General features: G+C 73.1%; 12 protein-coding genes. 7 read left to right on the forward strand and 5 right to left on the reverse strand.

From position 1 onward, the window contains the following. Positions 1-15 precede the first annotated feature (15 nt). Positions 16-2,709 (reverse strand): ATP-binding SpoIIE family protein phosphatase, encoded by a 2,694-nt coding sequence (locus F4556_RS17230; protein ID WP_184916581.1) that lies wholly within the window; start codon positions 2,707-2,709, stop codon positions 16-18. Between the two features lie 307 nt (positions 2,710-3,016). On the opposite strand from F4556_RS17230, the gene F4556_RS17235 reads away from it, so the two are divergent. Further along, positions 3,017-3,646 carry an SMI1/KNR4 family protein gene (locus F4556_RS17235; protein ID WP_184916584.1) on the forward strand — a complete coding sequence of 210 codons (630 nt, stop codon included), beginning with the start codon at positions 3,017-3,019 and terminating at the stop codon, positions 3,644-3,646. Positions 3,647-3,696: 50 nt separating this feature from the next. Here the strand turns inward: F4556_RS17235 and F4556_RS17240 are convergent, their stop codons facing one another. Next, a complete protein-coding gene (locus tag F4556_RS17240; RefSeq protein WP_446684977.1) occupies positions 3,697-4,932 on the reverse strand; it encodes an IS110 family RNA-guided transposase in 1,236 nt (411 codons plus the stop codon). 504 nt (positions 4,933-5,436) lie between these two features. Here F4556_RS17240 and F4556_RS39470 point away from each other — a divergent pair. From F4556_RS39470 to F4556_RS17265, 5 genes are all read left to right on the forward strand, one after another. Beyond that, positions 5,437-6,609 carry a rhodanese-like domain-containing protein gene (locus F4556_RS39470; RefSeq protein WP_184916587.1) on the forward strand — a complete coding sequence of 391 codons (1,173 nt, stop codon included), beginning with the start codon at positions 5,437-5,439 and terminating at the stop codon, positions 6,607-6,609. Between the two features lie 62 nt (positions 6,610-6,671). Continuing rightward, on the forward strand, positions 6,672-7,295 hold the full coding sequence (locus F4556_RS17250) for a DUF5819 family protein (protein ID WP_184916590.1): 624 nt from the start codon (positions 6,672-6,674) through the stop codon (positions 7,293-7,295). Beyond that, a complete protein-coding gene (locus F4556_RS17255; RefSeq protein WP_184916593.1) occupies positions 7,292-8,461 on the forward strand; it encodes an HTTM domain-containing protein in 1,170 nt (389 codons plus the stop codon). Before F4556_RS17250 ends, F4556_RS17255 begins: the two co-directional genes overlap by 4 nt. Positions 8,462-8,471: 10 nt before the next feature. Beyond that, positions 8,472-10,604 carry an FUSC family protein gene (locus tag F4556_RS17260; RefSeq protein WP_184916596.1) on the forward strand — a complete coding sequence of 711 codons (2,133 nt, stop codon included), beginning with the start codon at positions 8,472-8,474 and terminating at the stop codon, positions 10,602-10,604. Beyond that, complete coding sequence (locus F4556_RS17265; RefSeq protein ID WP_376775712.1) at positions 10,601-11,278, forward strand: TrmH family RNA methyltransferase; 678 nt, start codon at positions 10,601-10,603, stop codon at positions 11,276-11,278. Before F4556_RS17260 ends, F4556_RS17265 begins: the two co-directional genes overlap by 4 nt. Before the next feature lie 168 nt (positions 11,279-11,446). Here the strand turns inward: F4556_RS17265 and F4556_RS17270 are convergent, their stop codons facing one another. From F4556_RS17270 to F4556_RS17280, 3 genes are read right to left on the reverse strand one after another with little or no spacing between them, the layout of a single operon-like run. Then, positions 11,447-12,754, reverse strand: coding sequence for a peptidoglycan-binding protein (locus F4556_RS17270; RefSeq protein ID WP_313068340.1), 1,308 nt, complete (start codon positions 12,752-12,754; stop codon positions 11,447-11,449). A gap of 42 nt (positions 12,755-12,796) precedes the next feature. Further along, positions 12,797-13,675, reverse strand: coding sequence for a pyridoxamine 5'-phosphate oxidase family protein (locus F4556_RS17275; RefSeq protein ID WP_184916598.1), 879 nt, complete (start codon positions 13,673-13,675; stop codon positions 12,797-12,799). A gap of 33 nt (positions 13,676-13,708) precedes the next feature. After that, positions 13,709-14,146, reverse strand: coding sequence for a VOC family protein (locus tag F4556_RS17280; RefSeq protein ID WP_184916601.1), 438 nt, complete (start codon positions 14,144-14,146; stop codon positions 13,709-13,711). A gap of 110 nt (positions 14,147-14,256) precedes the next feature. On the opposite strand from F4556_RS17280, the gene F4556_RS17285 reads away from it, so the two are divergent. Further along, positions 14,257-14,802 carry a CGNR zinc finger domain-containing protein gene (locus F4556_RS17285; protein ID WP_184916604.1) on the forward strand — a complete coding sequence of 182 codons (546 nt, stop codon included), beginning with the start codon at positions 14,257-14,259 and terminating at the stop codon, positions 14,800-14,802. Positions 14,803-14,810 lie beyond the last annotated feature (8 nt).

A 14,810-nucleotide genomic window follows, 5' to 3' on the forward strand; every position in this document is an offset into this window, starting at 1 on the left:
GGCCAGCTTCGCGGGTCAGCTTCGCGGCAGCATCAGTTCGAACCAGACCACCTTGCCGACCGCCTTGCGCGCGGTGCCCCACTTCTCGGCCAGCTTGCTCACCAGGTTGAGGCCCCGGCCGTTCTCGTCCAGCTCCTCGGACGGCTCCAGCGAGGGCAGGTTGTGGTTGTCGTCGCTGACCTCGACCAGCAGCTTGTCCACCCGGATCAGCTGGAGCTGGACGTGGTCCCTGGCGACCCGGACGGCGTTCGTCACCAGCTCGCTGACCAGCAGCTCGACGGTGTCGGTGAGCGCGGTCAGCTGCCAGGCGGCGAGCTGCTCGCGGACCAGCCGGCGGGCCCGGCGGACCTCGGTCTCGTCCACCGCCAGCTCCCAGGTCGCCACCTCGGTCGGGGCGACCCCGTCGAAGCGGGCCACCAGCAGGGCGATGTCGTCCTGCCGGTCCTCCGAGTGCAGCCGCTCCAGCACCACGTCGCAGGCCTCCTCCGGGCTCTGCTTCGGGTCGATCAGATTCCCGCAGAGCGCCGCCAGGCCCGCTCCTATGTCGCCGCCCCTGACCTCCACCAGGCCGTCGGTGCAGAGCACCAGCATCGAGCCGTCCGAGACGTCGATCTTCTTCGAGACGAACGGCACCCCGCCGACCCCGATCGGCGCGCCGGACGGGATCTCCAGCAGCTCGCCGGTGCCGTCCGGGTGCACCAGCACCGGCGGCACGTGCCCGGCGCTGGCCAGCTCGCAGGTCCGGTTGATCGGGTCGTAGACCGCGTACAGGCAGGTGGCCAGGTGGTCGTCGCCGAGCTTGTGGGCCAGGTTGTCCAGGTGGCGCAGCAGCTGACCCGGCGGCAGGTCGAGCGCGGCCAGGGTCTGCATCGCGGTCCGGAAGCGGCCCATCGCGGCCGCCGAGAGCAGGCCGTGGCCCATCACGTCGCCGACCACCAGGGCGACCCGACTGCCGGGCAGCTGGATCGCGTCGAACCAGTCGCCGCCGACCTCGGCCTTCTGGTCGCCGGGCAGGTAGCGGTGGGCGATCTGCACGCCGGGGATCTTCGGCGGGCGGGTCGGGATCATCGAGCGCTGCAGGATGGTGGCGGTCTTCGCCTCCATCCGGTGCAGCCGGGCGTTGTCCAGCGAGAGCGCGGCCCGGGCGGCCAGCTCGCGCAGGGTGGCGGCGTCGGCGTGGTCGAACGGCGCCCGGTCGGGGAGCCGGAGCAGCTTGAGGATGCCGAGCACGGTGCCCCGGGCGGACAGCGGCAGCACCAGCATCGAACGGCCCATCACCACCGGCACCAGCTCCGGGCCGCCGAGCGAGGCGGCGTAGTCCACCGCCACGTCCGGGTTGATCACCGGGACCAGCACCGGGTGGTTCTCCTGGAGGGCCAGACCCGGCGGGGTGGAGCGCGGCATCGCCAGCAGCGCGCCCTCCTCCAGGACGTGCTCCCACTGGCCCACGGTGGCGTTGAAGGACCGGGCCACCCGGCGCAGCATCGTGTTGTCGGAGGGGCGGCTGGTCGGCAGCACCGAGTCGGAGATCAGGCCGTCCCGCAGGTCGACGCAGGCGAAGTCGGCGATGCTCGGGACCAGCACCTCGCACAGCTCGCGGGCGGTGGTGTCCAGGTCCAGCGTGGTGCCGACCCGGCTGCCGACCTCGCTCAGCAGGGCGAGCTGCTCCCCGGCCGGACTGCTGGTCAGCACCTCGACGGCGGGTGCGGCGGCGGGCGAGGCGATCGGCGATGCGACGGGGGGCCGCGGCGGGACGGTCTTGTGGACCCACCCGCCGGTGCCGTTGCTCCTGGTGCGGTCGGCTGCTGACTCGATGGCGGGGCCTCCCGGGGTAGGTCCGGTGGACGTACTGGGGCTCGCGTCACGCGGGGCGGGGACCGAACCGGCGCCGTTGGCCAGCACCTGGAGCGAGCCGCCGGTGGCGGGGCGCTGCGCCTCGGCCGGGCGGCGCCCGGCGCGCGGCTGGGCGGCCCGCTGCTGTGCGGTCGGGTACCGGCGGCCCAGGCCGGTGGCGGCGGCCCTGGCGGTGCCGGCCGGCTCGTACGGCTGCACCGGGAGCCGGGTGGTGGCGTCCACCCAGAGGGCCGGCAGGCCGGCCGCGCGGAGCTGGCCGAGCAGGCGGTGCCGGCGTTCCTCGGAGCAGGTGGACAGCAGGGCGGCCAGCGGGCCGGTGTCGCCCTGCCCGGCCGGGGCGAGGTCGGGGCGGAGCCGGTGCAGGCCGCCGACCGGACCGGGGGAGGGGGTGAACGGGAGCTGCCGGCTGCCGAGCGCGATCCGGGGGCCGCCGGCCCGCAGCGGACGGGCGTCGGCGGCCAGCGCCAGCAGGCCGCGGCCGGTCGGTTCGGTCAGCGGGTAGGCCCACCAGAACACGTCCCGCAGCCGCTCCTCGCGGTCCACCACGGCCATCGAGCCCGCCCACGGGGCCGGGCCGGTCTGGGTCAGGTCGCCCAGGGTGTCCAGCGCGTCGCACCGGCGGGCGGCGCCGCCCGCCCGGGGCAGCAGCGGCTCCGGCCGGGGCTCGACGGCGGGCAGCAGCCCGGAGGCCGTCCGCCCGAAGGCCACCTCGGCCCGGTGGCCGAACAGCTCCTCGGCGGCCCGGCTCCAGTACGTGATCCGACCGTCCGGATCGATCAGCACGACGGCCAGTCGCACCAAGGCGACGACGGCCGGCTGGTCGGCCGACGGTGGGGAATCTGGCTGGTCCACCATGAATTGGGTCTGCTCCCGCCTGGCCGCCGCTTCCTGTCTGTGCCGGTCCCGCTGCACCCTCCAGCGAAGCACGGCGGGGGGCGGCACTGAAAGCGAAACGGGGAGATTCGTAAGTATCAGTTGCGTGTCACCCTCTGTGCGCCCCGTTGTACCACCGGTACACCCGGCGGCGCCCCGGTAGACATCGCACGTGATTAAGCGTCAAGCGGTGGACATGTCGAGGGAGGGTCCCTCGCTGTAGCTGGGTCCTGGGAGCGCCGCGGCGTGCAACGTTCGCTCTGTCTGTCGGGTGGGGCAGGATGGCGGCATGAGTGAGCACGCTGTGTCGTTGTCCTGGCAGCGGATCGACGCCTGGCTGGCGGTCCATGCCCCGGCGACGTTGGCGCTGCTCGAACCTCCTGTGGCTCCGGAGGAGCTGGAGGCGGCTCAACGTGTGCTCGGCGTGCAGTTCCCCGTCGAGCTGTGCGAATCGTTGCGGTGCCACAACGGCGTGAGCCAGTGGGCGAGCCTCCTGCCGGAGCAGTCGCCACTCGGTGCGGCCGGCATCGCGGAGCACTGGCGGATGTGTCTGGAGATCGCGTCGGACAATGACGGCCTGGTGGCGCGGCCCGGGGATGACGAGCCTTGGTGGCACCCCCTGTGGGTTCCCTGGGCCGAGAGCGCGGACGGCAACGCCCAGGTGATCGACCTGCGACCTGGAAGCGAGCCCGGGCGACTGGGTTGGGCCGGCCACTCCGGCGGTGGCGACTTCTCCGACCAGTGGCCGGGCTTGGCCCCGTTCCTGCACGAGGTCGCCCAGGCGCTCTATCGCGGCAGTGGCGTGCGTGACATGTACCCCTATCTGACCTCGGACGGCCAGCTCTGGTGGGATCTCGGCAAGAACTGCCAGGACCTGAACGGTGAGCCGCTGACTGCGGCACCAGCAGGCCTGGGCTGAAATCGGCAGGCCACGGGCTGGGACACCACCGCCGCAACAACCGGCATCCATCACGCCGCAGCAGCTGCCGCCGGAGCGGCTGTGGGGAAAGCGGTGCCTTCGTCGAACCGTTCGTGGTGCTGGAGGCAGTGGTGGAGTTGCCCGAGCAGTCGGTTGAAGAGGTGGCGTTGGGCGGCGGCGTGCCAGTCGCCGTGTTCGCGGCGGGCGCGGTAGTGGGCGCCGGCGCCGGGTGAGGCGGTGAGGGCGGAGAACGCCCAGAGGTAGCCGACGTGGTTGAGGCGGTCGTTCTTGACCATGCGTCTGCCGATGTGGCTCTTCTTGCCGGAGGCGCGCGTGATCGGTGCGGCTCCGGCGTAGGCCTTGAGGCCGCGGGCGTCGGCGAAGCGGGTGTGGTCGTCGCCGACCTCGGCCAGGACGCGGGCGGCGAGCTGGGTGCCCAGGCCGGGGAAGCTGAGCAGGATCTCGGCGTCGGGGTGCTGGGGGAAGAGTTCCTCGACGGCCTGGGCGAGTTCGTCGGCGGCCTGGCAGGTGGCGTCGAGCTGGTGAAGGAGGGCGAGCATCTGCCTGCCGAGGGCGTCCTCGACCAGTTGGGGCTGGTGGGCGTACTGGCCGCGGAAGACCTCGCGCAGGCGGTCGGTCTCGGTGTCGAGCTTGCGGCTGCGGCCGGCCCGCTTGAGGGCGGCGGCGATCTGGGCGCGGGTCAGGCGCGCCGCGCGGGCCGGGGTGGGCGCCAGACGCAGGAGTTCGCGGGCCTCCGGGCGGCACAGGCCGTTCTGCCAGGGCGCGAAGGCGTCCAGGGCGGCGGGGTAGTACTCGCGCAGCAGGGAGCGGAGCTGGTTGGAGATCACCTGTCGGTTCCACGTCGCGTCCTGCTGGGCCCGGGCCAGCACCGCGATGGCGCGGGCGAGGTCGGTGTCGGCGGGCATCGGCCGGTGCATCGGCATGTCGGTACGCAGGATGTTCGCCAGCACCAGGGCGTCGCCGGGGTCGGACTTCTTGCGGCTGACGCCGTGGCGGTCACGGTAGCGGGCGGCGGCCATCGGGTTGATCGCGAACACCTTGCGGCCCCCGGCACGCAGGATCGCGACCAGCAGACCGCGGCCGGTCTCGATGGCGACCGGGATCGGGTCCTCGGCGGTGTCGCCGTGCTCGGCCAGGAGGTCGAGCAGGAGCTGGTAGCCGGTCGCGTCGTCGGTGATGCGGCGCTTGGCCAGCAGCTGGCCGCTGTCGTCGACGAGGGCGACGTCGTGGGTCCGTTCGGCCCAGTCGATCCCGCAGTAGATCATGCTGTTCTCCCTGGTCAGGGCATGCTCGGGCACTGATCCGCGAGCACGTGTGGGGCCACTCAGCTCCCTAATTCCAGGCCTCGTTCCGGGCCGACATCGCACTAGTTGTTGCGTGGCACCAGCTCGCTCCGCGGGCCTCGGTCTGTGCCAGGGCTCAAGGCTCGGGCCTTTCGAGAGGTCACCGTGGAACGGGCTCGCACCGCCAACATCACCAACGAACGATCACCATCGCCCGCCGACGACCCCGGAGCACCAAGCACCGCAGCTCTGCCAGAAGGCGTCGAACGCCGGGTCTGGCAAATGCGTCCGCATAGCGCCCCGAGGGCCGACGGACTGAGTGCCGAGGCCGTCCGCCGCTCTACCGGTAGGCTTCCGAGGCCCGGGTGACAACAGGCGTCACCGCCCCAGCACCTGCACGGTCCGGCCGAAAACCACTTCGGTTCCACGGACCGCTAATAAGGAATTAGGGTGACAGGCCGTATCCCCCGGACGGAGGCACAGCAGGTGAGCGCGGAGAGCAGCAGCCCCGTCCAGTGGGCCGATCAGGAGCGCTGGCAGCTCGAGGAGCGGGTGGCGGCGACCGAGCTGGCCTGGTTGACGCTGGAGGTGGACGTCGAGACCCTGCGGGTCGAGATCGACAACTTCGCGCTGATCCACCATCAGCTGCTCGGCCCGCTGTACGCGCGGCTGGACGAGCTGGACGCGCTGGTCGCGGAGACCGTGGCGGCCCGTACCGGTGCCCCCGAGGACCTTCGCCGGGCGGCCGAGGCCAGGCAGCGGGTGGACGAACTCCCGGACCTGGACGCGCTGTTCGACAGCCTGCAGAACGAGCCGGCGGCGGAGCGGCCGGCCGAGCCCGAGCCGCCCCGCCGGGTCCGCCCCGGCAAGGACGCGCAGCGGCTCTACCGCGAGCTGGCCCGCCGGGCGCACCCGGATCTGACCACCGACCCGGCCGAGCAGGAGCGCCGGGTGGCCTTCATCGCCCGGGTCAACGAGGCGTACGCGCACGGCGACGCCAAGGCGCTGGCCGAGCTGACCGAGGAGTGGTCCACCGCGCCGGAGGCCGCCCCGGCCCCGGAGGCGCCGGACCGGCTGGACTGGCTGCGGCAGCGGCTGGAGTGGCTGACTGGGAAGATCGGCCGGCTGGCCACCGAGCAGGTCCGGCTGGAGAACACCCCGATGGGCGAGCTGCTTCGGCTCGCCCCGCAGGAGCCCGACCGCCTGCTGGAGGAGCTGGCCGACCAGCTGCTCGGGCAGGCCGCGGCCAAGCAGGCCGAGTTGGAGCGGCTGTTGGCCGGGTCGGGCGACAATGGCGTTGACCACCAACGGACACAGGAGACCCAGACGATGTTCGCCCAGCAGCTCCCCACCACCGACGCCGCCTCGGTGCCCACCGAAGCCCCGCTGCTCGACGTCCGCGAGCAGGACGAGTGGGACGCCGGCCACGTGGACGGCGCCCTGCACATCCCGATCGGCGAGGTGATCGCCCGGATCGAGGAGCTGCCCGACGAGAAGCTGTACGTGCTCTGCCGGGTCGGCGGCCGGTCCGCCCAGGTGGTGCAGTACCTGGTGGCCCAGGGCCGCGAGGCGGTCAACGTGGACGGCGGGATGTTCGCCTGGGAGGCGGCCGGCCGCCCGATGGTGAGCAGCGACGGCCGGGACGCTTTCGTTCTCTAGTCGCTCCGGCCCCGGTAGGGCAGGATGACCGGGCACACCGCAGCCCGAGGGGAGATCCGGCCGTGCGTACCTGGTCCACCCCGGCGCTGCTGGTGCTCTGTACCGCCGGGGCGGTGCTGCTCGGCGGTACCGCCCTGTTCCTGGCCGCGCTGTTCCTGCACTCGGCGCCGTCCAACGCGCTGTCCAAGCAGTACCGCGCCGAGCTGGACGCGGTGGTCTACCCGGAGTTCGAGCAGAACTGGCGGCTGTTCGCGCCCAACCCGCTGCAGCAGAACGTGACGGTGGACGCCCGGGTGCAGACCATCGCCGCCGACGGCACGGTCAGCACCCGGGAGTGGGCCGGGCTGACGGCGGGTGACATCGCGGCGGTCCGGCACAACCCGGCGCCCAGCCACGTGGACCAGAACCTGCTGCGCCGGGCCCTGGACTTCTACGACTCCACCCACGCCGAGCAGCAGGTCATCGGACCTCGGGCCGGGCTGGCCGAGCAGTACCTGAAGCGGGTCGCGCTCCAGCGGCTCGGCCCGGCCGACCGGGGCCTGCGGCTGTTCCAGGTCCAACTGCGGGTCGGGACGGCCGAGCTGGCCCCGCCGGAGTGGAGCCGGGAGCAGGTGGACACCGAGCCGAAGTACCGCGAGCTGCCCTGGTGGCCGGTGGGCGAGAACGACCTGCGGGGGCTGTGGTGAGCACCCCGCAGCAGGACACCGAGCAGTCGACGGACCGTCAGCTGCTGGGCGGCATCCCGCGCCAGCACGACCCCCGGCGGCACTCCCCGCGCGGGCTCGGCCGCCGGGTCCGCCGGTCGCACCGGCTGCGGGCCGCCTTCGGCACCTTCACCGGCCGCCCGCTCGGCCCGTACCAGGCGGCGGTGGCCCGGATCGGCTTCGGGCTGGCCTGGGCGGGCTACCTGATCCGGGAGTGGCCCAACCGCCGGGTGCTGTACGGCGACCGCTCGCCCTGGTCGGCAGAGCTGGCCGACCGGCTGCTGGCGGAGAACCACGCGTTCACCGTGCTGCCCTGGTTCCAGGGGCGGTTCTGGTTCGAACTGGTCTACCACCTGGCGATCCTGGCCGCCGTGCTGTTCACGCTCGGCTGGCGGACCAGGGCGAGCGGCGCGGTCTTCCTGGTCACCGTGCTCTCGCTGCAGAACCGGAACGTCTTCGTCGGCGACGGCGGCGACAACGTGGTCCACCTGATGGCGGTCTACCTGGTGCTGACCCGGTGCGCCCGGGTCTGGTCGCTGGACGCCCGACGCGGCCGGGACGGCGGTGCGGTCTGGCTCTGGCTGCTGCTCGGCGCCCTGCTGGCGGCCGGTCCGCCGTCCTGGCCGTGGCTGCTCTGGCTGGTGGCCGGGATCTGGTGGGCCGTCAACCGGTGGCGTCCGGACGGCGAGGCGCGCGCGGTGCTGGACGCGCTGGCCACCATGCTGCACAACTGCGCGATGCTGGTGATCGCCGTCCAGGTGGTGCTGATCTACGCCACGGCCGGCTGGTACAAGGTGCAGGGCTCGCGCTGGCAGGACGGCACCGCGCTGCACTACCCGCTGCACCTGGACTACTTCACGCCCTGGCCCTGGCTCTCCGGGCTGGTCGGCTCCAGCCTGCTGCTGGTCTTCCTGTTCAGCTACGGCACGGTGATCCTCCAGGTCGCCTTCCCGTTCACGCTGTTCAACCGGCGGCTGAAGAACGTCCTGTTGGCCATGATGATCACCGAGCACCTGGCGATCGCGGTCCTGCTCGGCCTGCCGTTCTTCTCGCTGGCGATGGTCGCGGCCGACGCGGTCTTCCTGCCGACCGCCGCCCTGCTGTGGATCGAGCGCCGGGTACGGGGTCCGAGGGCCGACAGCGTCTAAGCTGTGCCCTATGTCCTGGTTTGCGGCCCTGCGCGACAGTGTGCGCGCCGGGTTGAAGGTGGACCGGACGCTCTCCAGCCCCAAGCGCGCGCTGCGCGGCGCGGTCGCCGCCGCACTGGTGGTCTTCCCCACCCTGGCGCTGGCCGGACCCGGCCCCGCCACCTCGGCCGCGATGGGCGCCTTCATCGCGGGCACCGCGACCTTCCAGCGCAGCTTCCGCCCGCGCGCCTCGCTGGCCGTCGCAGCGGGGATCGGACTGGGCGTCAGCACCTTCTGCGGCTACCTCGCGGTCGGCATCCCCGGCGCCTTCCCGGTGCTGCTCGCGGTCTGGGCCTTCGCCGCCGGGCTGGCCTGGTCGATCGGCCCGAGCGGCGGCGTGGTCGCCAGCACCACCGTCTCGGTGATGCTGGTGGTGGTCCAACTGCCCGTCAGCGTGCCCACCGCACTGGGGCACGGGCTGCTCTGCGCGCTCGGCGGCGGCACCCAGGCACTGGTCGTCACGCTCTGGCCGATCGAGAGCTGGCGGGCCCAGCGGGACGCGCTCGCCGACACCTACGCCGAACTCGCCCACTACGCCCGCCGGCTGCGCCAGGACCCGGTCGCGCACGTCGACCCGGCCCCGTTCATCCTGGCCAGGCAGGCCGCCGCGCTGACCCCCTGGCAGGCCAGGCACCGCCCGGCCGAGCTCAAGGGACTGCGCGGCATCGCCGAACGCGTCCGCCCCACCCTGGCCGCGCTCGCCGACCCCAAGGTCGGCGCTCCCGCCGAGGGCCCCGAACGGGACCGGGCCCGGGAGGTGCTGGCCGCCGCCGCCGAGGCGATGGACGCGCTGGCCCGGGCGATCCGTACCGGCGACCCGCTCCGGCTGCCCAAGTCCACCCCCGCGCTCACCATGGTCGGCCGGGAGGGCCGGGACACCGAGGACGGCCGCAGCGTGCTCACCGGAGCCGCCCGCCGCTCCGCCCGCCGGCTGACCAGCCTGCTCCGCAAGGCCGTCGACACCCTGGACAAGCACGACCAGGACACCGTCAGCAGCCCGGTGATCGGGCCGGGACTGCGGCGACCCTCGCTCTTCCGGCTGCTGCCGGACGCCGCCCTGGCCGTCCGCCGCCAGCTCCAGCCGCACTCGGCGGTCTTCCAGCACGCCGTCCGGCTCTCCTGCGTGGTCACCGCCGCCTACCTGGCCGCCAAACTGCTCCACCTGCACCACGGCTACTGGGCCCCGCTGACCGCCGCCATGGTGATGCGCCCCGACTTCGCCCAGACCTTCAGCCGGGGCGTGGCCCGGCTGGCCGGCACCGTGGTCGGCGTCGCGGTCAGCACCGCCGTGGTCCAGCTGTTCCACCCCGGCCAGTGGCTCTCCGCCGCGCTGGCGGTGACCTTCATCGGCGGTGCCTATCTGACGCTCCGTACGGGCTACGCGGTGATGACCGCCTGCGTCTCCAGCTACGTGGTCTTCCTGCTCGGCCTGCAGCCGGGCGACCCACTGCAGACCGCCGCCGAACGGATCACCCTGACCCTGCTCGGCGGCTCCATCGCGCTGCTCGCCTACGCCCTCTTCCCCACCTGGCAGACCGCCCGGCTGGCCGAGCGCCTCGCCGAGTGGCTGGCCGCCGCCGGACGGTACGCCGCCGCGGTGCTGACCGTCTTCGGCGACCCGGCGGGCTCGGAGCACCGGACCGTCCGGACTGCCCTGCTGGACTCCAGGGAGGCTCGCTCCGAGCTGCTCCAGGCGATCGAACGAGCCGACGCGGAGCCGGTCAGGCACGACTCGCACCTGCCCGAGCTGACCCGCAAACAGGTCGACCGGGCCCGCGCCGCGATCGGACTGCTCGGCCGCAGCGCCGTCCTGATGGAGGCTCACCTGCCCACCGAGGACGCCGACCCGGTGCCCGGCGCGACCGAGTTCGCCGAGGAGCTCCGGGACGCCACCGCGATCGCCGCCGCCGCCCTGCTGGTCGGCGACCCGGTCGATCTCACCGGGCTGCGGGCCGCGCACCGCCAGTGGGACGACCGGCTGGCCGGCCTGCCCGCCACCGACCGGGTCGAGGTGGCCCGGGCCGGCTCCCGGCTGCTGCTCTCCGCCCTGACCGACCTCGAGAAGACCACCCGCGCCAAGCGCCCCGTACCCTCGGGGGCGTGAGCAGCAGCATCGGTACCCCGCACGCGGGCGAACAGTATGACGACGCCTTCGCCCCCGCCGGCGACGACGAGCGTGAGATCGGCGTAGGCCCGCACCCGCTGCCGTGGCCGGCCGGTCCGCAGTACGACCCCGAGCTGCTCGCCCACGGCGACCGCCGCAACGTCACCGACCAGTACCGCTACTGGACCCGGGAGGCGATCGTCGCCGACCTGGACACCCGGCGGCACGGCTTCCACGTCGCGGTGGAGAACTGGCAGCACGACTTCAACATCGGCTCGGTGGTGCGGACGGCCAACGCCTTCCTGGCCGGTGAGGTGCACATCGTCGGGCGGCGGCGGTGGAACCGGCGCGGCGCCATGGTCACCGACCGGTACCAGCACGTCCGCCACCACGACTCGGTCGCCACCCTGGCCGCCTTCGCCGCCGCCCACGACCTGCCGATCATCGGGATCGACAACCTGCCCGGCGCCGTCCCGATCGAGACCTTCCCGCTGCCCGCGCGCTGCATCCTGCTGTTCGGCCAGGAGGGCCCGGGCCTCACCGAGGAGGCGTGGGCGCACGCCACCGCGGTCTGCTCGATCGCGCAGTACGGCTCGACCCGCTCCATCAACGCGGGCGCGGCCGCCGCGATCGCGATGCACAGCTGGATCCGGACGCACGCTGCGCTGAGCTGAGGCGTCAGCCATCAGGGGCTCGGGGCTCTGCTGATGTGCGGCTCCGCCGCGTGGGCGACGCCGACCTCGTGCAAGGTGATCGCGCGTAGGTGGTCAGGCACTTTCGCAGTGACCCGAACGCCAGATCTCCTCGCAGTTCCCCGAGCCCCTGGATAGTGCAACTAGGGGTCAGCTGAACAGCAAGCGCCAGGTGTGCGGCCCCGGAAGGCCGTCCGCTTCGCTGCCCGTCCAGCCCTGGGCGGTCTGGAAGTCGGCGACGTTCAGCCGGTCGCTCTCGGACCAGGACGGGCCGGGGCCTTCGCTGTAGTGCCGGCCGTAGCCCTTTCTGACGAGTTGTTCGCCGAGCTGCTGGATGTACGGGTTGGACCGCCCGGGCCCGAACGCGTCGGCTCCCGGATACGCCGGGGCACCGGCGGGCGGCGGGGGCGGGGTGGCGGCGGCCGGGATGTCCTGGCCCTTGCCGTTGACCAGGTAGTCCCAGGTGTCCTTGCCCGGCAGGCCGTCGGCCTCGGACCCGCGCCAGCCCTGGGCCAGCTGGAACGCTTCGGTCGCCCGCCGGTCCGGCTCGCCCCAGCTCGGGTCGGGGCCCTCGCCGTAGAACCGTCCGGCCCCGCGCTTCACCAGCATCTCGCCGAGCTGCTGCACGTACGGGTTGGACTGCCCGGGCCCGAACTTGTCCGCGCCGGGGAAGCCGTCCGCCCGGGTACCGTCCAGGCCCCGGTGGCGGTAGGCGACGTAGGAGGCCGAGTTGCTCCAGTACGCGTACGGGGTGGCCCGCTTCCGGGTGCCCGGCCTGGTCTGCTCGTACGCCACGTACTGGGTCTGCGCCGCGCTGGTCCAGCCGCCGAAGATGACGGTGTGTGAGCCCGCCCCGGGGTTGGCGGGGTTGTTGTAGATCAGGGCGTCGCCGGGCTGGAGTTCGCTGCGGTCTGTTCGGGTGGCGAAGTCCGGCAGGGTCCAGGTGGTCTGACTGCTGCCCAGGCCCCAGGCCATCGAGACGAAGCCGGAGCAGTCCTGGCGGTAGCCGTCGGACCAGTAGCTGCTCATGCTGTACGGCACCTGCTGGTCCACCCAGCGCTGGGCGCGGGCCAGGATCTCGGTGCGGGTGGTGGTGCCGACGGAACGCAGCCGGGGTGCCTGGTCGCTCTGGCGGCCGAACAGCGGGCTGACCGCGCCCTGCGGGGTGGAGCCGGTGGCGCTGCCGCTGGGCTGCGGGGCGGGTGTGGGGCCGGTGGTCCCGGCGGCCGCACCGCCGCCGAGGACGGTGCCGACCGCCGCGACCAGGACCGCCGCCCGGCGGGCGCCCCGGGCCGAACGGTGGCCGCCGTCGGCCGGACCGGCCCCGTGCATCCGGGCCAGCCGCCGGGCCGAGCAGCCCGCGCAGGCGCAGCTCCGGTCCGGTTCTATCTCGGTGAACTCGATCAGCACGGTCTGACCCTGCCTCTCCTCGGGTGTGCCGGAGGAGATGTGTTCCACCGTGAACTGTCGGTGTATCAGGAGAAAGGTAACAAATAGGATTTATGCCCGGATGATCGGCGGATTGGCGGGGGAGTACTCGGGCTCGCTCCAGGTGAGCGGGGTGGCGTGGGCCAGTTCGACCACCCGCTCGACCGTGAACCACACCGTGCGGTCGGCGTCCGGCTCGGCCTGCCCCGAGACCAGCAGGGCACCGCCGGTCTCCCAGTCGGGCAGCAGCAGCCCGGCGGCGGGGTTCAGCTCCATGTTCCCCAGGGTCATGAACATGTTGTTGCCCGGGTAGTCCGGCCAGCTCAGCAGCTCGGGGCCGTGCACGGAGAGGAAGCCCGGGTGCCCGCCCCGGTGCGAGGCGTCCACCCGGCCGTCCGGTCCCGCGGTGGCGACGAAGAACGTGTCGGTGGTGGTCGCCGCGAGCTGCTGGCGGGTGCTCAGCCGGGAGCCCGAGCCGAGCAGTTCGGGGGTGGACGGGGTGTCCAGCGGGTGCCGGCGCTGGATGTACTTCGGGCAGTTGGCGTACACCTGCTCGGCGGTGATCAGCAGCCCGCCCCGGCCGTCCGGGACGGAGCGGCCGTTCAGCCGCATCCGCCGCCGGCCGGCCGAGTCCAGCGCGATGGTGCCGACCTCGGCCGGGGTCTCCAGCACCGCCGCCAGCGGATCGCCGGGCACCGGGCGGGCGGCCACCGCGAGGGTGCTCTCGCCGTCCGCCGCCAGGAATCCGGCGGGCCCGCTGAGCATGCTCGCCCAGACCCGCCCCTTCTGGTCGGTGGCGCCGACCACCAGCGTCCGACGGTCACTCAAAAACCGTGCTGCCACGGCCGGGATGACCGCGCCGATGCCCCGGCCGACATGCTCCGCACGGTCCTGCACCCCGGCCCGGGCCTGGACCGCCCGCTCGCCCGGGTGGAAGGTCTCGACAGTCATGGTGGTCCGCCTCCGTCTGGTCGGCAGTCGTCTCTAGAAGAATCCGCAGGTCGGAGCGGCCGCGACCGGGGCGGGCGTGCCTTCGAGGCCGGCCGGGGCGTAGATCTCCAGCCGGATGCCGTCGGGGTCGGTGAAGAAGATCCCGCCGGAGCCCGCCCCCTCGCCGTGCGGGACCACGCCGTCGTACGCGAACTCGGCGTCCAGCCCGCGCAGCCGCTCCTCGGCGGCCCGTACCTCGTCCAGCGACTCGACCTGGAAGGAGAGGTGGTGCAGGCCGGCCGTGCCGGTGTCGAAGCGCTCCTTGCTCTGCTGCCAGAGCGTCAGCAGCAGCTTGCCGTCCAGGGCCAGGAAGGCGAAGCGGCGGTCCGCCTCGGTCCCCTCACCGGCCAGTTCCAGGCCGAAGACCTCCCGGTAGAAGGCGATGGAACGGGTGACATCGGTGACGTTGAGCCCGACGTGGCCAGTCTGCATGACAGCTCCCGAAGCGAAGTGGCTAACCTGTATTCACGACTGTAGAGGTTAGGTTTCGAAAGCGTCAACCACTACTGCCCTGAGAACTGGTTAGAAGTAGACTCGGCGCCATGGCAGACCCCCGTGACCCGCGCCCCCTGCTCGGCGAGCCGCTCTCGCTCGACCTGCTGAACACGCGCTGGAACGGCGGCGGCGTCCAGGACCTGCTGGCCAGGCCGGACGGCTACGCGATCTGGCTCTCCACGGCCGGTCTCGCCGACCGCAGCCCCGCGGACGACGCGGGCTTGGCCGCCGCCCTGACCGCCCGGGACGCCCTGGCCGGGCTGGTCCGCGCCGCCGAGGAGCAGCGCGAGCCCGAGTTGGACGCCCTGAACCAGGTCCTCGCCCACGGCCGGCTCCGCCACACCCTCACCGCGGCCGGCCCCACCGAGACCGTCGAGGTCGACTCCCCCGAGTGGCTGGCCGCCTGGCTCGCCGCCGACGACTACCTCGCACTGCTCCGGCAGGGCGCCCACTGGATCAAGGCCTGCGCCCACGAGAACTGCATCCTGCACTTCTTCGACACCTCGCAGAACGGGCGCCGCCGCTGGTGCTCGATGGCCGTCTGCGGCAACCGCGCCAAGGCGGCCCGCCACTACGAGAAGGCCGCTCGCTAGGCGTACCG

Origin of the sequence: Kitasatospora gansuensis (assembly GCF_014203705.1) — a bacterium.
GTDB classification, from domain to species: Bacteria; Actinomycetota; Actinomycetes; order Streptomycetales; family Streptomycetaceae; genus Kitasatospora; species Kitasatospora gansuensis.

Excerpts from the sequence above, each read along its gene's own strand:
- F4556_RS17230 (WP_184916581.1), bottom strand. The coding sequence starts at position 2,709 with ATGGTGGACCAGCCAGATTCCCCACCGTCGGCCGACCAGCCGGCCGTC.
- F4556_RS17235 (WP_184916584.1), top strand. The coding sequence starts at position 3,017 with ATGAGTGAGCACGCTGTGTCGTTGTCCTGGCAGCGGATCGACGCCTGG.
- F4556_RS17240 (WP_446684977.1), bottom strand. The coding sequence starts at position 4,932 with ATGATCTACTGCGGGATCGACTGGGCCGAACGGACCCACGACGTCGCC.
- F4556_RS17260 (WP_184916596.1), top strand. The coding sequence starts at position 8,472 with ATGTCCTGGTTTGCGGCCCTGCGCGACAGTGTGCGCGCCGGGTTGAAG.
- F4556_RS17275 (WP_184916598.1), bottom strand. The coding sequence starts at position 13,675 with ATGACTGTCGAGACCTTCCACCCGGGCGAGCGGGCGGTCCAGGCCCGG.
- F4556_RS17280 (WP_184916601.1), bottom strand. The coding sequence starts at position 14,146 with ATGCAGACTGGCCACGTCGGGCTCAACGTCACCGATGTCACCCGTTCC.
- F4556_RS17285 (WP_184916604.1), top strand. The coding sequence starts at position 14,257 with ATGGCAGACCCCCGTGACCCGCGCCCCCTGCTCGGCGAGCCGCTCTCG.